Genomic DNA, 17,445 nt, shown 5'->3' with positions numbered 1-17,445 from the left:
GCATGCGCGCAATCGAATTTTCTAGGGGCGAGACTTGGGCTTGCGACCATTAAGGTATGGGCTGCCGTCGTCTGCAACGGCCGCGGAAAAGAGTGAGGCAAAGAACGGAATGCAGGCTGCACCAATTGCGCCGGCGCGAGGACCCAACCGGGATGTCTCGACTGGCGCAGCCTGCAAACCGCGTGACGGGCCAAGGATTGGCTGGCTGGAAATTACGCTCATCAGCTTGTTTGTCACCAGTTCCGGCAGCCGTCCCCCAAGGACAATCAGGGCCGGGTCGAACATCGCCGTTGCCACACGTACCGTTTCGCCAAGTTGCTTGCCGGCGCGTTCAACCCAGTTTTCGAGTGCCGCGTTGGCCTTGTCCGGCAAATGCTCGAGATCGGGGAAGTCGTGGACGACGAAGCCGGCATCGTCGAGGGTGGCAAAGAGGTCTTGGCCGGATGGGCGAGGTTGGTCGTACGGGTACAGAACTCCGGGCAGGCAGGCATTTCCATTGACACCGCGGTACGGTCGTCCGTCTATAACCGCCCCTCCCCCGACGCCGTGACCGATGTGAATGAAGAACATGGGATCGGGCTGCGGTATGCGTCCGCCGAACACATACTCTCCGAGCGCTGCGGATGTTCCATCATTCTCGATGTAATAGGGCGCTTCGAAAGTCGCTTTAAAGGCTTGGTCCGCCTCACCGTCATCGAAAGCCGGGAAGAAGCTGTGGGCCTTGAGGATGTTCGACATCGTGCCGAAATTGCCGGGTACCGAGCACCCGACCCCGAGAAGACGATCCTTAGGCGTGCCAAGGTCGGCCAGCATCGTTGCGATAGCCGCCTGCGCCGCCTCCGCCACAGACAAAGCTGTGCTGGTTTCGATGTCGGCTGAGCGGGAGGTAAGAATCCTACCCGCTAGATCAACAATTGCTACCTCCATTCGGGAGACCGAGAATGTTATTCCCGCGGAAAGATACCGGTCAGCCCGCAAGCTCAGCAAGCGCCGTGGCTGGCCTTGGGCGCCGGTCCGCTCGACTACCTCGATCAGAAGTCCGATCTCAATTAAGCGACCTATCAGCCGAGTGACGGAAGCGCCTGTCATGCCGGATCGTTCGGCCAGGTCGACGCGCGCAATCTTCTTGCCTACGAAAATTAGTTCGACCAGTCGTCGTTCGTTCCGTGAAAGGTCCATTGGTTCCAAAAGTGAGTCAAAATCGGCGGTAGCGAGAGAGCTATGGCAAAATATATTAAATTACGCAATGTAATTAAAATGTCATAATGCTCCTTTAGAAGGTGCCGGAATGACGGACGAAACTGAAACGAAAGAACACCATGCATCAGATCACACGTTTATTGACCTTCGCGGCCGTGCTGGTCGCGATCGCCTCTCCCGCCTTGGCAAAAAGTCTTGTCGTTTATTCGCCTCAGGGGGAGGACAATGTCCATTGGATCACCGAGCAGGCTAAAGCCGCCGGTCACGACGTGCAGTTCCTGCGCGCGCCCGGAGGAGAACTCTTCGATCGGCTGGTCGCCGAGAAGATCAACCCCCAGGCCGATGTCGTCCTCGGCATGGTTGACACGTCCATGGCTCTGCTGAAAATGGACGGCCTGTTCCAGCCGTACACACCGCTCTGGGCGGCGGACCTCCCGGTCCAGTACAAGGACAAAGAAGGCATTGTCCACAAATTCTGGAGCACACCGATCGTCATCGCCTATGATGCCGGCAAGCTAGCCGCTGAGCAGGCGCCGAAAAGCTGGCTGGACCTGACAAAAGGCGAGTACAAGGGCAAATACGTCATCGGCAACACCGCCTGGCAGACGACTAGGGTCTATCTGGCCGGCATCCTGGCCCGGTTCCTCGACGACAAGGGCGAAGTCACTCAAGCTGGATGGGATTTTCTTGGCGCATTCTATGCGAACGCGATCGTTGTCGATGATGCCGATGCGCGTAAGGAAGCCTACAAGTCGGGCGGTGCGATCATCAATCTGAACTGGTTCGGTGGCGTCATCAAGGATGCCAAGGAGCTCGGCATGCAAGTCAAGGTCATTGACACGGAAGGCGGCACGCCGGTCATCTCCGAAGGCGTTGCGATCATGGCGGGAACCGATCAACTGGAGCAGGCAAAGGCATTTGTCGACTGGTTCGGCTCGGCCGATGTCATGGCCGCCTATGCCCAGAAGTTCGGGCAGGTGCCGGTGCTGCCAGCGGCGCTGGCGAAATCACCACCCGAAGTGCAGGCGAATGCGGAATTGGTCAAGGCGCAGCCGATCGACTGGGATGCGATCGCGCCCAAGCTAGACGGCTGGTTGCAGAGGGTCCAACTCGAGATCCGGTAAAGGTGTAGGACCGGGCGATGCAGATCGCCACGCTTCATTGGAGTATGATCATGGCAACCCCGATCCTCATCGTCGACAAACTCCATATTGGCTATGGCGACAAGGTCGTCATTCGCGACCTGTCGCTCGACATTCACGAAGGCGAGTTCGTTGCTCTGCTCGGGCCCTCCGGCAGCGGCAAATCCAGCATTCTGAGAGCACTCGCGGGCTTTCATTCGGTCATGAGCGGGCGCATCGTCCTTGAAGGAAAAAATATTACCAACGCGCCTCCGGAGCGCCGGAATGTCGGCATGGTATTCCAGAACTACGCGCTATTTCCAACGATGACGGCATTCGAAAACATCGCCTTTGCTTTGCGTGTCGCGAAGATGCCGCAGAGCGAGATTGGCAGGCGCGTCGCGCAGATCGCTGAAACATCCGGGATCACGGAGCAGCTGCACAAGAAGCCGGCGACCATGTCAGGCGGGCAACAACAGCGGGTCGCGATTGCGCGCGCGCTCGTCGCGGGCTCCAAGGTGCTTTTGTTCGACGAACCATTGTCCAATCTCGACGCCAAGGTGCGAGTGACGATGCGCCGCGAGATCAAGCGGCTCCAGCAGGAATTTGGATTCACGGCAGTCTTTGTCACGCATGATCAGGAAGATGCACTGACCATGTCGGACACGATCGTCGTGCTGGCGAACGGTGGCGTTGAACAGATCGGTAGTGGGCGTACTCTTTACCGGGAGCCTGCGACGCCGTTTATCTGCGAATTCATCGGCACATCCAACGAACTGCCCGCACCGCTTGGCGCCCAGATCCTGGGCCGCGACGTTCGGGGGCGCGTCTTTGTCCGCTACGAAGATGTTCTCGTTGGGAAAGCGGTCCAAGCCGGGTTGCCGGCGACCGTCCGCCATGTGGAATTCCTTGGCGCCCACAGCCGCGTCGACCTGGATGCCGCCGGGCATCTTGTCTCGGCGGCCAGCATGGGCCACGAGTTGCCCGAAATCGGTGAGACGGTATTCTGGACCATCCGGCCGGGCTCTGCCCATATCTTCGGGGAAGTAAACCGATGAACCGCGCAGCTGTGGTCGAGCGTGTAGCCTATTGGATCGGGTTGGCAGCTCTGATCTGGATTGTCGTCACCTTCCTGATCCTGCCGCTTCTTGCGTCGCTTCATGCAGCATTTTTCAAGGACGGCAGCCTGGTGGTCGGCCAGGTCGTAAGCGAACTTTCAAGATCACGAAGAGTGCGCGCTGCCCTTTGGAACACCGTTTGGATGACGTCAGCGACCATGGTCACGGTGACCGTTGTCGGGCTTTTCCAGGTGGTCGTCCTTGAATATTTTCACGTGCGCGGTCGCGCACTCTTGAAAATCGCCTATGCAACACCGCTGGTCTTCGGCGGCGTCGTTGCGGCGGCGGGCTACAACTTCACCTATGGTCCCGGCGGTGCGGTGACACATCTGGTGAAGGCGATCTTTCCCAGCCTACCGCAAGACTGGTTCATCGGCTGGTTTGGCGTGCTCTTCACGCATACCTTTCTGATGACCACCTTTTACTATCTTTTTCTGCGTGCCGCGATGCGCCGCGTCGACTATGCAACCATCGAAGCCGCGCGTAGTTTGGGTGCCTCGGAATATACGATCCTGCGGCGTGTGGTACTGCCCGCAATCCTGCCGACGCTGCTCGCTGTAACCCTCCTCACCCTCTACACCGCGATCAGCTCTTTCGCCGCCCCACAGGTGCTGGGCGGTCGCGATTTCCACATGTTGAGCCAGATGGTGCTGACGCTGAACAGCCTGCGTCGTCCCGACATGGCAGCTTTGCTGGCGCTCATGATGGGGCTGTGTCTTATGGGACTTATCCTGCTGTCTCAATATTACGAAGCGCGCGGCTCCGATGTCGGCGGAGCGAAAGCGACCGCGTCCATCCAGCTGCGTAAAATTCGCAGCCCGATCGGTAACGCTGTCCTCCATTTTTTCGCCTATCTTCTTGTGACTATCTATGCGGTGCCCATCGCTCTTGTCGTGCTCTTCTCCTTCGCCCCAGCCGCGAGTATCGGCATCGAAGTGATCCCGTCCAGCCTGACACTGAAAAACTATGCACGCGTCTTTACCGAGGGTTCTGCCTTTCTTCCGTTCTTCAACTCGATAGTGATGAGCCTTGTCGCGGTATCGGCGGCGCTCAGTGTTACACTCTTTGCCGTCCCGGTTATTCTGGGTCGACGCAGTTGGCTGACCCGCCTTCTGGACATTGCTTTTTTCCTGCCATGGGTCGTTCCCAGCATTCTGCTTGCAGTCGGGCTGATCGTCACCTTCGACACCCCAAACCCGCTCGTTGGAAACGCAGTCCTCCTCGGCGGCTACTGGCTACTGCCGATTGGCTACGCCATCGTTGCCTTGCCGCTTATGGTGAGGTTCCTGCGGGCGGCCTTCATGGGGATCGATCCGGCCTATAGCGAGGCGGCCCGCTCGATGGGCGCCATGGGTCTCTATCGCTACCGCCGCATCATCCTGCCGATAGTGGCGCCGACAGCGATCCTCGTCGCCGGGATGGCATTCAACGATCTCCTGTCGGAATATCCTCTGTCGGCGTTTCTATACAACGTCAACAACAAGCCGTTGCCGATCGCAATCGTAGACACCTCGCTGTCTGTCGATCCTGAGCAGGGCGCGCTCAACCTCGTCTACGTCACGCTGATCATGGCGTTATCATTGGCGATCATTCTGCTGGCCGAGCGCATCGGCCTTGGCAAAGGTCCAGAAACCACAACATTGTAGAACAGGAGACTGATCCATTGGATACCTGCATTACCGTCTGGCATTGGCCCCACCAGGAGCGTTGGTACGACGAAGGCATTCGCAACTCGCTCACCCTGATCAAGGAGGCTGGCTTCACACACGTCAATTGGAATCCCGACTCCGGCAGTTCGTATTGGCTGGCCGACGCCGAGATCGAGTTTACCAGCAGGATCGTTGCCGATGCCGGGCTGAAGGTGCACTCGGTTCATGCCAGCAATGGCCGCAATCCTATCACCGAGATCGGCCACAAAAACCCTGGCCCTTTCACGATGGAGATGCGCAAAGACTTCCTGTCGCCGCATGAATGGCAGCGCCGCAGCGGCGTCGAGCTGTTGCGTAACCGTATCGACCTGGCAGCCGCCTTCCAATCCCCCAACGTGGTTCTGCACATCGATATCACCGACAACGTTTTCCGCAGCGAAGCCGCCGAAAGAGAGTTCTTCGATCCGCTGTTCCAGTCTCTCGACGAGATCAGGCCTTACTGCCTCGAAAAGGGTGTTCAGATTGCCGCGGAAACGCTCCTTTGCGCCAGCGCACAGAATTTCCTCAACCTTTATGATCGCCTGTTCGCTCGATACGGCAAGGAGTTCATCGGCGTCTGTTTCGATTGTGGCCACTGGGAACTGATCGAGCCAGGCAAGCTCAGCGTTTTGGAGCATTTCGGGGATCGTCTCATCGCTACGCATATTCATGACAATTTCGGAGCAATGGATAACCATCTTTTGCCATTCGACGGCCGGTTGGATTGGCACACCATCATCTCGGCGATCGCAGCAACTCCTTACCAGACGCCGCTCAACTTCGAGACACCAATGGACCGGTATGGGATTCCAGAATCTGCCTACTATCGCCGCGCGCACAGCGTTGCCGTCAGGCTCGAGGAGATGATCGCCGAGGCGCGCGCGAGGAAAAGCGCATGACGGCGGATGCGCTTACCGCTCGTCTTGCAACTCTCCACGACGTGGCGTCAAAGGTGGCAGCGTTCAGGCTTGAACGGTTCCACGGTCGGGATGGATGGTTTGTCGAGACCAAAGGACCTGCCGACTACGTCAGTGCCGTCGATCGCGACGCAGAGACACTCGCTCGGCGACTGCTTGCCTTCGACTTTCCAGACGACCTTGTCGTCGGCGAGGAACAGGGGGGACGCGACAGGTAACTACTGGCTGATCGACCCGGTGGACGGTACCGCCAACTTTATCAGCGGGATACCGATTTGGTCAGTTTCTATCGCTTACGTCTTAGCGGACGAGCCTGTGCTCGGCGCAGTCGCTCTGCCGGCGCTTGGAACGATAATTTGGGCCGCATGGTGCTCTTCGTGTCGAGGGACCGTTGCAGTTGATAGATGCGAACGTGTCCGCGGCCTTTGGGACCGGCCGAAACCGGTATGGCCGACGGTGCATAGAGTAGAGATCGAAGCTGAAATCGAAGCTGCTGGTTACCATGTGGTCAGTCTCGGTAGTTGCGCAGCTTCCCTGGCTCTCGTCGCGACGGGTCGGCTCGCCGGATATATTGAACACGGGGCCAATCTCTGGGATTGTGCGGCAGGACATGTCCTTTGCGTTGCGGCAAAGAAACCCTCCCTAATTGATCCTGATCAAATAAATCAAAAGGTCTCGATCATCGCAGGCGCGGAGCTGCAACCCCGTTGATCAACGAACAATGCCGTGACCAGTCGGAGCAAAGCTTAGCCCTGCGGAACGAATGCGAAGACGTTGTATTGTGCTCCTCAGCCGGGCGCGAATGGAAGGAAGCCTACAAAACCGGTAATTTTCCCAGCGCTCTCTCTTTCGTGCAAATGAACACCGACTGCCAATAAAGGCCTGAAAGCCGCCTTCCTCAATGACAATTTGGTCGTTGAATGTCTTTCTCGCGGTAGCCGTTTGCTCTTCTACACGGATGTCCAGCATACTGATGCCCGGTAAGGTGCATCTCTGCGGTCCTCGGCATAGCGGATTGAAGCCGAGCGCTGGGCATCTCCGAGCCAGGCGTCGCGGTAACGATTGCCGCCCTTCCTAGGCGAACCTCTGAAGCCGGATGCTGCAGGTCGTCTCAGCGACATGGTCCATTCTCCTGATCACTTCCAGCGTTGCGTCAAGCTGCGCCGCGGACTTTGCGCTAAGTTCGAGTGCAAAATCGTAGTTTCCATTCAGCGACGTCAGACTGTGAACGTCGTCGAGCTTCTTTAGTTTGGCAATAAGCGGTCGGTCGTCGCCAGACCCCGTCTTCAGTAGGACCAAGGCTTCGATAAGCGCGATCTCGGCGCCCTCGCCTGTCTCGATCGTGAACCGCTTTATGACGTGTCCATCGATCATCCTGTCGATCCTGTTCTGCACGGTCGCTCGCGACACCTTCAGGCTCTTGGCCAGCGCCGCAGTCGATAAGCGCGCATTCTGCTTGAGTTCTGCCAGGATGTATCGATCCTTATCGTCCAATGACGCCTCCTGAATTGAACGCTGTCTAGCGCACTGACCAATCGCCAGCTTTCTAGCACATCGCCAAACAAAAGTACCTTGTCCTTTGAGGTGGAACCGAAGCATGTTTGCCCCAGCTACGAGAACGTCATCGGCGGCGGTCGGTGCGTTCGGACTGTGCCCAAGCCCTCGCCGGCAAAGTGCACCGTCTCGTAGGAGCAATAATCGGGTGAAAAATGACCACGACAAAGACATTAGGCCTTATCGGCCTGCCATACGACGCCAATTCGAGCTTCATGCAGGGGCCGGGCCGCGGTCCGGAGAAAATCCGTGAAGCTCTTCGGTCGAATCACTGGAATCTGACGACGGAGAACGGGATGGACCTCAATGCTTGTAAGTGGCGGGATTTCGGTGACATGACTTTCGAGGGACTTTCAAAAAAACAGGTCTGCGAGCACATCGAGACCCGGATATCCGAAACGCTCAAGGAAGTTGTAGCACTCCTCTCTCTCGGGGGTGACCATTCAGTCTCTTTCCCGGTCATCAAGGCACATTCGAAGCGGCACGCCGGGCTAAATGTTCTCCACATCGACGCTCACCCCGATCTCTATGCCGACTTTGAGAACAATCCATATTCACACGCCTCGCCGTTCGCCCGGCTCCTCGAGGAGCGAGCCATCAAGAGATTGGTTCAGGTTGGCATCAGGACCCTCAACACGCCCCAGAAAATGCAGGCTCGCAAATTCGGCGTCGAGATGATCGAAATGAAAGACTGGCGAGACGACATAGAACTGGCTTTTGATGGGCCGCTTTACATATCACTCGATCTCGATGGTCTCGATCCAGCCTTCGCCCCTGGAGTATCCCACATCGAGCCAGGCGGCTTCTCCACGCGACAGGTTATCGACATCATTGCCAAGGTTAAGGGGACGGTAGTGGGTGCTGACGTGGTCGAACTCAATCCCATCAGGGATCCGGGACCGATGACTGCGACGGTGGCAGCGAAGCTCGTCAAGGAACTCTTCGGGCGCATGGCGTAACGCGGTTGCAAATTCTGGCGCGCACGCTTGAGACGACCCGTCTCACGCAAGTGCAGCCGGGCGATCAGTCATTCATCTGCCTATGCTCCTGAAGTCGGGATCCTGTGTTCAAGGTATCGAAACGCAGCCACCAGTATTGCGGTCAGGCAGATATAGATCAGCGTCAGAAGCAAAAGCGGTTCATAGGTCGCAAAGGTCTCCTGCCGTATCTTCAGTATTACCGCATACAGATCGACGACCGTGATCGTAGCAATCAGGGGGGTCGCCTTGAGTTGAAGTACAGTTTCGCCGGCGAGCGTCGGCAAAGCGCGACGAAGAGCGCGCGGCAACCAAATGCGACGGAACATCGTGAAGGGATTCATGCCGAATGCTCGAGCCGCTTCCAATTCGCCCCTGGGGACGCCCAAAAACGCCCCGCGCATCACTTCGGCCTCATAGGCAGCGAACGAGATTGCTAGTGCGGCAACGCCGTAGGGCCATCCGTCCCGAAGGTACGTCCATAGGAACGAATGTCTTATCGCAGGAAACTGGGGGAAGAGTGAACCCAGGCCGTAATAGATAAGCCACAGCTGGAGCAGAAGCGGCGTACCGCGGATTACAGTACAGAATGCCTGGGCCACCGCCTTAAGGGGCCATGGGCCAGTCACCTGCACCAGCCCGATCGGAACCGCCAGAAGGAAGCCAAGTATGGAGGTGGAGAAAAGTACAAGGAGGGTGACACCCAATCCGTATGCTATCAGACCCGAGTAGTGAGGGACCCAGTCCCAGCGCATGAACCCGATAACGCAGCCCAAGAGCAACAACGCCAACGCGATCAAGCAGAGGCGGTGAGGTTTAAAAAAATTGTCAGCATTTGAGGACTTTGCCGCTTCGCTCATGATAATCGCCTGATCATTCACGCTGATTCTCCTGCGATCCCACGACGGCAGCGACGATCGATGGCGCCTATGATGACGTTCGATATGAGCGTGACCGCGAGATACAGCACTCCGGCGGCGCAGAAGAACAAGATATACGCCTTGCTGCTGCCTGCGGCCTGGCGTGTTGCCATCGTCAGTTCGCTAAAGCCGACCACGGCAAGAAGCGCGGTATCCTTCGTCGCGATCAACCAAAGATTCGAGAGTCCTGGAATGGCATGCGGCAGCATCGCAGGAATTGTGATCCGAAGGAGGATCTTCGTCGGAGCCATGCCGAACGCCCTCCCTGCCTCGATCTGACCTGGAGAAATTGACTGGATTGCGCCTCGCAATACCTCCGTCGAGTACGCACCTTCTACGACCCCGATGACAAATATCCCGGCGACAAGGCCGCTGATGTCGACACTCCCGTAACCCAATGCCGCTGAAAGCTGATTTAGCAGATCCGTTCCCGCGTAATACAGGATAAGAATGAGCACCAGCTCGGGCACGGCGCGAACGAGCGTCGTATAAACCTTGAGCAAGTCCCGCATAACGGGGCCGCCGTACAGCTTGCCGATCGCACCGCCGGTGCCGAGACACAAGCCAAGGCCGTATCCGCCAATTGCAATTTCAAGCGATCTGACCAGACCGTTTAGTAGCACGCCGCCCCAACCTGGCGGCTCGAGCGCGAGCAAGCTCCAGTTGATGATCCACGTAGCATCCGTCATTTTGAGCACCTTCTAATGAACTCGGCCGGTGACATTGACCTTGACCGCGTCATCTCATCGGCGAGCAGGGTACGCGTCGATCGCGCCCCCACCCTCCAACTGCTTCCTTTGGACCTGTCGACGGCGGTCAGCCGCCGTAGACGTCGAAGTCGAAATATTTCTTTGAGAACTTGTCGTACACGCCATTGGCTCGAATGGCTTTAATCGCGGCGTTGATCTTGACCTTGAGGTCCTCGTCGCCCTTGCGCAGCCCCACGCCAATACCGTTGCCGAGTACGCTCGCATCGGCTTGAACCTTCCCCCTCAACTCGCAGCAGTCCTTGCCTTGGTCGCTCTTGAGGTAGGCGTCGAGCGCGATAACGTCGGCCTGGACAGCATCGACCCTGCCTGACGCGAGATCGTTGAAGGACTCGTCGCCGGTCAGGTAGGTCTTCAGCTCAGCCCCGGCAGGAACGAAGTGCTTTGTGGCATAGGCCTCATGGATGCTTCCGGACTGGACGCCGATCGTCTTGCCGGCGAGCCCCTCGGGCGTCACCTGCAAATCCGAACCTTTTGCAGTGAGCAGTCCCGCCTCGGTCTTGTAGTAGTAGTCGGAAAAGTCGATGGTCTGTTTCCGCTTGTCGGTGATAGTGACCGAAGCGATGATGATGTCGATCTTGCTCGCGGTGAGCGCAGGGATCAGGCCGTCGTACGGTATAGCGCTGATCACACAATCGAGCTTGGCTTCCGAGCACATTGCCTTCATGAAGTCGACCTCCCAGCCTTCCCAGTTACCGCTCGCATCGGGCGAAGCGAAAGGCGGATACGGTTCTGCAGCGAACCCGACACGAACTTGCTCGGCGGCAGCCCCGCAAATTGAAGAGATCGTGATCGCGGCAAGCACGGCGATAGTTTTGAGTGTGTATTTCATCATTTTCCTCCTCCAGGAATGACGTTAATGAACGGAGCTGATAAACTTCCTCAGACGCTCAGACTGCGGTGCCTCGAATATCGCTTCAGGCGGGCCTTGCTCTTCGATCACACCGTTCGCCAGGAACACGACGTGGCTTGCAACGTTGCGAGCGAATTTCATCTCGTGTGTCACAAGGATCATCGTCCTTTTCTCTTTTCCAAGGTCGGCGATTACCGAGAGAACCTCGCCAACGAGTTCAGGATCGAGTGCGGACGTCGGCTCGTCGAAAAGCATCGCGTGGGGTTGGATCGCCAGAGCTCGCGCGATTGCGGCACGCTGCTGTTGTCCACCGGAAAGAAAACTTGGGTAGACGTCGCGCTTCTCAATAAGTCCCACGCGCAGCAGGAGCTTTTCAGCTCGCTCGATGACCTCGCCTCTCTTCTGACCGAGAACGTGGATCGGCGCTTCAATTACATTCTCGAGAACCGTCATGTGCTGCCAGAGATTAAAGCTCTGAAACACCATTCCAAGCCGCGAGCGAATTCGCTGAACCTGTCGCTGATCTGCAGGACACATGCCCTTGCGCGTATCGCTTTTCATTGAAATCGTTTCGCCATGAACGGCCACGGAGCCTTCGCTTGGAAACTCCAGCATGTTGATGCATCTCAGAAGTGTGGATTTCCCCGATCCGGAGCCCCCAATGATCGCGATAACATCGCCCTCATGCGCCGTCAGGGAGACGCCCTTGAGAACCTCAAGACTGCCAAACCTCTTCTTCAATCCCCTCACTTCGATTGCTTTTTCGCGAGCCTTCATCATTTTTCCTTTGTTATGACGTGCGTCACCAGACGCTTCATCTCGAAAGAAGACGCAGTGACGTACTCAACACGACAGGAGCGGCTTTGCGAACAAGCCAGATCGATGCTCGTCACGCATGACCAGCAGCAGTTTCCGAAGCCGCTTCTCCTCCCGCTTCAGTGACGAAACTGCCCGAAGCGATCGCGCGAAGTAAATCAAATTGTTTCCGCGAAACGATCGAGAATTGTCAATGTAGGGCTGTCCAATGCAGCTGATCGAAATGATTGCGCGATCGATCGAGCGCGGGTTTTTCGAAAGGCATGCAAAATTGCGACATGCTGCCGTCAAGCCTCTCGATGCGATTCACCCACAGACATCAGCGGGATGCGAGAATATACGCGACGGCATCGCCAGGTTCCCCACCGCCCCCAACATCGTAAAAATTCGATGTAAAACGCCAAAGTTTTTGATTTACTTCGATGCAGGTTGTGTCGATCGTGACGGCTGACATCTGGGAGCGTGTCATTCATGGAAATTCAGCAGATTCTGCCAGAGCTGGTTGCTATTCGTCACCAACTTCACTCGTTTCCGGAGATTGGTCTATCCGAGGTCGAGACTCCTGAGTTGATCGCCCGGACGCTGGCGTCTTGGGGTATCGAAGTCGAACGAGGACTCGGGAAAACCGGACTGGTTGGCCAGATTTCGCGCGGCTCCGGGACGCGTTCCGTCGGGTTGCGTGCAGACTTCGATGCACTTGCGATTGTCGAGGAAACAGGCCTCCCGTACGCCAGTCGTAGACGTGGTGTAATGCATGCATGCGGCCACGACGGGCATGTGGCCATGCTGCTCGGCGCCGCGTGGCTCCTTTCACAACGGTCTGGTCTCAACGGGCGGATTAACTTGATCTTCCAGCCTGCGGAGGAAAACTTCGGTGGCGCAAAGCTGATGATCGATGACGGGCTGTTCGACCGGTTTCCCTGCGATCGAATCTTTGCTCTTCATAACCTTCCCGGCCTTGAGGTCGGAGCGTTCGCAACCCGTAAGGGCGCGATCGCGGCATCGGCCGATGTCGTCAAACTTACGGTTCGAGGAAAAGGCGGTCACGGAGCGATGCCCGAGGCCACAGTCGACCCGATAATCGCCGGTGCCAGCATAGCGATGGCCTTGCAGACGCTGGTCTCCAGAGGGGTCGAGGCTTGCGACGCCGCCGTTCTGACAATCGGCTCCTTTCATGGAGGGGTGTCCAGTACGATAATTCCGGACTCTGCGGAATTGTTAATCAGCATTCGTGCTACGAGACCAGACACGCGCGCGCTGCTCTGCTCGCGGGTGGAGCAGATTGCCACAATGCAAGCGGCCAGCTTCGGAGCGGACGTCAAGTTCGAATGGGATCTCGGTTACCCTGCAACCGTAAATGATGACAAGTCTGTTGAACTCGTCAGGCAGACGATTACCGCCCGGAGCGGGTCACCGGCATTTCGGTTTCTCGACGAGCCGAAGATGTTTAGCGAAGACTTCTCGTTTATGCTCGAAAAGGTTCCAGGCGCTTATGTGCTGGTTGGCAACGGTGACAGTTCAGCTCTGCACACCTCGACCTACGATTTCAACGATGCGTGCATAGGGCACGGAGGGACCTATCTCGCTGACATAGCCGCACTAAGCCTCTCCTCCTAGGGAAGTCCACTGTGCAAAGAGTGGCTCTTACTATTGCCGCTCCATAAGGAACCGCGGCTCCGCCTGTTCAATCGATGGGAAGAAACATGTACGACAAGCGCAAATTCTACGTAGACGGCCAGTGGGTGGACCCCCTGAAGGCCAATGACTTCCAGGTTGTCAATCCAGCTACCGAAAACCCGATTGCAGTCATTTCCATGGGATCGACCTCAGACATCGACCGCGCAGTCGCTGCAGCAAAAAGATCGTTCGCGAGTTATAGCGAAACAACGATCGATGAGCGGATTTGGCTCTTGGAAAAGCTTCTGTTGATCTACAAGAACCGCTACAACGAGATGGCCCAGCTCATCACTCTCGAGCTCGGCGCACCAATCACCATGAGCATTGAGCAGCAAACCCACGTTGGTGTCGGACATCTTCACGGTTTTATTGACGCCCTCAAGAATCACAAGAGCTGTGAAGTTCTGCCGAACGGAGATACCGTGAGGAGAGAACCGATCGGGGTCTGCGGCCTAATCACTCCATGGAATTGGCCCATCAATCAGATCGCCCTCAAGGTCGTTCCGGCATTGGCCGCAGGTTGCACATGCGTACTGAAACCGTCGGAATTCACTCCGCTTAACGCGATGCTCTACGCCGAGATGATCCATGAGGCAGGCTTTCCGGCCGGCTCGTTCAATCTTGTCACCGGCGAAGGTGCCGAATGCGGCTCCGCATTGTCGAGGCATAAAGACATCGACATGATGTCCTTTACGGGCTCAACGCGAGCGGGAATTGCAGTAAGCAAGGATTCCGCTGATACGGTCAAACGCGTTACCCTGGAACTTGGCGGAAAGTCGCCCAACCTGGTTTTCGCCGATTCCGACTACGAAGAGCTGGTTCCGGCAACCATCCGCGAATGCTTCAACAATTCGGGTCAATCATGCGACGCCCCGACGCGCATGCTCGTGGAACGCTCGATATACGACAAGGTGTTGGGTATCGCTGAGAACATCGGGCTTGAAACTAAGGTCGGCGACCCGCAGAGCGAAGGCGTCCACATTGGGCCCCTCGTGTCCCACATCCAGTTTGATCGTGTTCAGGCTCTGATACAGGCGGGTATCGATGAAGGCGCCAGACTGCTTGTAGGAGGTGTAGGAAAACCCCAAGGATTCGAGGTCGGCTATTTCGCGAAGCCAACGATTTTCGCGGACGTCGACAATTCCATGCGAATTGCGCGAGAAGAGGTCTTTGGCCCGGTGTTGGCGATCATGCCGTTCGATGCCGAAGACGAAGCCATTATCGTTGCCAATGACACTCCCTATGGTCTCGCCGCATACGTTCAAACGGGCGACGCAGATCGAGCAGAGCGTGTTTCTGCGCGCCTTCGAGCCGGAATGGTTCATATCAACGGGGCGCCCCACCGCTACGGCAGTCCGTTCGGAGGCTTCAAACAATCCGGCAATGGCCGCGAAGGTGGGGCATTCGGACTTGAGGATTTTCTGGAAATCAAGACGATTCATCGCCCAAGCGCTGCTTAACTCTGTTTTTCTTGAAACCAGAAAAGGCGGGCTTTCAAGCCCGCCTTTTATTCGTTCCGCGCACTCTGCGCCTGCCGCTTTTTACACAAACTGACATCGGCTTTTCTCGATGAAACTATCGAAACATATTTATAGCAATCGATGTCATTTTCTTGAAGATGACCCCAGGTGGTCGCGGTTACGGCGCGACCTAGTCGGACTAGGGAGCTCTCCGGGCCATGTTATTTCCAATTGATGCTGTTCGCGCGAACTTCGCAGCGCTCAACTCAGATCAGTCGACAATCTACCTGGATAATCCAGCAGGAACTCTGGTTCCGAAATGTGTTATCGACGCCGTCGCAACGGCGATGGCAACAGCGAGCAATAACCTCGGAGGGTTCTTTCGGGCGTCGCTTCGCGCGGACGACGTCGTCAACACCGCTCATTCGACCGCGGCACAAATGTTGGGAGCCGCTTCGGCGGACGAAATCATCATCGGCGCCAACATGACGAGTTTAACGTTTCACCTGTCCAGGTCCATTGGGCTGCTGATGAAAGCCGGCGACGAAATCATTTTGACTCGAATGGACCATGAAGGCGACGTAGCTCCATGGCTGATGATGGCCAGAGACCACGACCTTGTCGTCAAATGGCTCGATGTCAATCGCGACAGCTGGAGGCTTGAGGCCGATGATCTGGCATTGCTTCTTTCAGAGCGTACGGCCTTTGTCGCCCTGAATTTCGCGAGCAACGTGACCGGATCGATCAATGACATTGCAGTGCTCGTCAAGTGTGCCAAGTCGGTCGGCGCTCTCGTATACGTCGATGCCGTCCAGTATGTTCCCCATCGCCTCCCGGACGTGGCAGCGTTGAACTGCGATTTCCTCGCCTGTTCATCCTACAAGTTCTACGGCCCCCATCTGGGTATCGTCTGGGGTCGCCTTGACCTGTTGGAACGAATGGAAGCCTACAAATGCAGAAGCGTGCCCAATGTGCTGCCCATCAAGTTCGAAACCGGGACGCCTCAAACGGAGCTTCAGGCTGGGCTGACTGCTACGGGCAGCTATCTTGCAAGCCTGGGCAGTGAAGGCTCGACGCTGCGTGAGAGAATGCTTTCGGGTTATGCGGCATTCAACGCCTATGAAGACGATCTCACTCGGCGGCTTATCGACGGCTTGAAGTCTTTCCGGGGCGTGACGATCCACGGCATCGCGAATCTGAACGAAATCGAGCACCGGGTGCCGACGGTGTCCTTCACCCACGATCGTGTTTCCAGCCACGACATTGCACGGGAGCTGGCGAATAAGGACATATGCATCTGGTCGGGAAACAACTATGCGCTCGGATTGATGCAGCATATCGGTCTGGACGAGCAGGAAGGCGTCGTGCGCTTCGGCATCGCGCACTACAATACAGCCGCAGAGATCGACCAAGCGCTCGCCGCGGTCGACAGAGTGCTTCGGTGACGCAACGGTGATTACCGCCTGGCGGCGTGTTTCTTCTGATCAATATTCAGACGCGCCAACCGCGGGCTTACTTCCTGTCTAAATGCTTTCCTGGTCTGCAAAAACGCACAGGATTGACCGGGACGACAACCGCTTCATTCTCAAGGTGGCGGGAAGTGGATCGGTTTCGACCGCTTCGAGGTGCTTGAACGTTTGCGCCGCGCGAACGCCTTCGAGCGGATGCATAATGTGAGGTTGTTCGATTGCAATCTGACTGGCTGCAGATTTACGGTACGCATCCTGCGTGGGCCGCTTTGTCGGTTTGATTTGAATGTGGCCGATTGTCCTCATGGACGTATATAAGGACAATTGCCGGCCAGATGTGAGCCGGTTAGACATCATCGAGCTTGGTCGGCGGCGCGAATTTACGGATGCGGCGCGGCTGCGGATTGTCGAGGAAAGCTACTCAGCTCCGCGACTTGGGTCAGCGACGGCGCGCAAATACGGGCTTTCGCGCTCGCTGTTGAATACGTGGCGGCGCGCATATCGGGAAGGTCGGCTTGCCGGCAGTGATTTTGATGGCTTCGTGCCTGCGCTTGTCGTGCCGGAGTCGCCCGTGCCGACGCCTGTCTCGCCAAGTTTGTCGGCGGACGGGCGCATGGAGGTACTTAGCGCAAATGGGCGTCGCGTCATTGTCGACCGCAATGTCGACGTCGATGCCTTGCCGCGCATCATCCAGGGTCTTGAGGCTCTGCGATGATCCCGATTTCGGCAGGCGTTCGGGTTTGGCTGGCGACGGGCTACACGGACATGCGGTGCGGATTCCCGTCGGTTTAAACTCACGCACCGAGGGAAGATAAGCCATCTATATTTGCGGCGAACACCCTAAACCGCGTTAGCCGCTAAAGTTCGTCGCAGGTTTTGGACTTTTGCGACAAAGAATTGTCGCGGAA

18 protein-coding genes are annotated in these 17,445 nt (G+C 56.9%); 12 read left to right on the top strand and 6 right to left on the bottom strand.

Annotation, left to right across the window (positions count from 1 at the left end; translation table 11 throughout):
- Positions 1–21: 21 nt before the first annotated feature.
- Positions 22–1,179, bottom strand: coding sequence for an ROK family transcriptional regulator (locus BA011_RS31355; RefSeq protein ID WP_065283721.1), 1,158 nt, complete (start codon positions 1,177–1,179; stop codon positions 22–24).
- 140 nt (positions 1,180–1,319) lie between these two features.
- Here BA011_RS31355 and BA011_RS31350 point away from each other — a divergent pair, with 140 nt between their 5' ends.
- The 6 genes from BA011_RS31350 (at position 1,320) to BA011_RS46660 (ending at position 6,755) form a co-directional block, all read left to right on the top strand.
- Complete coding sequence (locus BA011_RS31350) at positions 1,320–2,324, top strand: extracellular solute-binding protein (protein ID WP_065283720.1); 1,005 nt, start codon at positions 1,320–1,322, stop codon at positions 2,322–2,324.
- A 17-nt stretch (positions 2,325–2,341) separates the two neighbouring features.
- Entirely contained in the window at positions 2,342–3,379 is a 1,038-nt protein-coding gene (locus BA011_RS31345; protein WP_237352766.1) for an ABC transporter ATP-binding protein, read from the top strand.
- A 131-nt stretch (positions 3,380–3,510) separates the two neighbouring features.
- Positions 3,511–5,085 carry an ABC transporter permease gene (locus BA011_RS31340; protein WP_237352765.1) on the top strand — a complete coding sequence of 525 codons (1,575 nt, stop codon included), beginning with the start codon at positions 3,511–3,513 and terminating at the stop codon, positions 5,083–5,085.
- 17 nt (positions 5,086–5,102) lie between these two features.
- Positions 5,103–6,026: a sugar phosphate isomerase/epimerase family protein gene (locus tag BA011_RS31335; protein WP_065283718.1), complete on the top strand. Its 924-nt coding sequence runs from the start codon at positions 5,103–5,105 to the stop codon at positions 6,024–6,026.
- Positions 6,023–6,262 (top strand): hypothetical protein, encoded by a 240-nt coding sequence (locus BA011_RS44570; RefSeq protein ID WP_065283717.1) that lies wholly within the window; start codon positions 6,023–6,025, stop codon positions 6,260–6,262. The genes BA011_RS31335 and BA011_RS44570 overlap by 4 nt, the downstream gene beginning before the upstream one ends.
- A complete protein-coding gene (locus BA011_RS46660; protein WP_420493451.1) occupies positions 6,159–6,755 on the top strand; it encodes an inositol monophosphatase family protein in 597 nt (198 codons plus the stop codon). The genes BA011_RS44570 and BA011_RS46660 overlap by 104 nt, the downstream gene beginning before the upstream one ends.
- 363 nt (positions 6,756–7,118) lie before the next feature.
- Here the strand turns inward: BA011_RS46660 and BA011_RS44565 are convergent, their stop codons facing one another.
- A complete protein-coding gene (locus BA011_RS44565) occupies positions 7,119–7,538 on the bottom strand; it encodes an Lrp/AsnC family transcriptional regulator (RefSeq protein ID WP_065283716.1) in 420 nt (139 codons plus the stop codon).
- Between the two features lie 215 nt (positions 7,539–7,753).
- On the opposite strand from BA011_RS44565, the gene speB reads away from it, so the two are divergent.
- Positions 7,754–8,557 carry an agmatinase gene (gene speB / locus BA011_RS31320; RefSeq protein WP_065283715.1) on the top strand — a complete coding sequence of 268 codons (804 nt, stop codon included), beginning with the start codon at positions 7,754–7,756 and terminating at the stop codon, positions 8,555–8,557.
- Positions 8,558–8,637: 80 nt separating this feature from the next.
- On the opposite strand, the gene BA011_RS31315 is transcribed toward speB, so the two are convergent.
- From BA011_RS31315 to BA011_RS31300, 4 genes are all read right to left on the bottom strand, one after another.
- The gene (locus BA011_RS31315; RefSeq protein ID WP_065283750.1) at positions 8,638–9,435 is read right to left on the bottom strand and encodes an ABC transporter permease; all 798 of its coding nucleotides are present in this window, start codon (positions 9,433–9,435) and stop codon (positions 8,638–8,640) included.
- Positions 9,436–9,452: 17 nt separating this feature from the next.
- A complete protein-coding gene (locus BA011_RS31310; protein WP_065283714.1) occupies positions 9,453–10,184 on the bottom strand; it encodes an ABC transporter permease in 732 nt (243 codons plus the stop codon).
- Positions 10,185–10,311: 127 nt separating this feature from the next.
- The gene (locus BA011_RS31305) at positions 10,312–11,094 is read right to left on the bottom strand and encodes a transporter substrate-binding domain-containing protein (protein ID WP_065283749.1); all 783 of its coding nucleotides are present in this window, start codon (positions 11,092–11,094) and stop codon (positions 10,312–10,314) included.
- Between the two features lie 24 nt (positions 11,095–11,118).
- Positions 11,119–11,892 carry an ABC transporter ATP-binding protein gene (locus BA011_RS31300; RefSeq protein WP_065283713.1) on the bottom strand — a complete coding sequence of 258 codons (774 nt, stop codon included), beginning with the start codon at positions 11,890–11,892 and terminating at the stop codon, positions 11,119–11,121.
- 247 nt (positions 11,893–12,139) lie between these two features.
- Between BA011_RS31300 and BA011_RS31295 the strand changes: the two genes are divergently transcribed.
- From BA011_RS31295 to tnpA, 5 genes are all read left to right on the top strand, one after another.
- Entirely contained in the window at positions 12,140–12,382 is a 243-nt protein-coding gene (locus BA011_RS31295; RefSeq protein WP_065283712.1) for a hypothetical protein, read from the top strand.
- A 20-nt stretch (positions 12,383–12,402) separates the two neighbouring features.
- The gene (locus BA011_RS31290) at positions 12,403–13,548 is read left to right on the top strand and encodes a M20 aminoacylase family protein (protein ID WP_065283711.1); all 1,146 of its coding nucleotides are present in this window, start codon (positions 12,403–12,405) and stop codon (positions 13,546–13,548) included.
- 86 nt (positions 13,549–13,634) lie between these two features.
- Positions 13,635–15,068, top strand: coding sequence for an aldehyde dehydrogenase family protein (locus tag BA011_RS31285; protein ID WP_065283710.1), 1,434 nt, complete (start codon positions 13,635–13,637; stop codon positions 15,066–15,068).
- Between the two features lie 218 nt (positions 15,069–15,286).
- Entirely contained in the window at positions 15,287–16,513 is a 1,227-nt protein-coding gene (locus tag BA011_RS31280) for a cysteine desulfurase-like protein (protein WP_065283709.1), read from the top strand.
- Positions 16,514–16,841: 328 nt separating this feature from the next.
- Positions 16,842–17,252 carry an IS66-like element accessory protein TnpA gene (tnpA, locus tag BA011_RS31270; RefSeq protein WP_065283707.1) on the top strand — a complete coding sequence of 137 codons (411 nt, stop codon included), beginning with the start codon at positions 16,842–16,844 and terminating at the stop codon, positions 17,250–17,252.
- Positions 17,253–17,445: the final 193 nt, after the last annotated feature.

This window comes from Rhizobium leguminosarum (assembly GCF_001679785.1).
Classification (GTDB): domain Bacteria; phylum Pseudomonadota; class Alphaproteobacteria; order Rhizobiales; family Rhizobiaceae; genus Rhizobium; species Rhizobium leguminosarum_R.
Note: the sequence above shows the minus strand (reverse complement) of the source record. Positions and strands in the feature narration are given on the sequence as shown.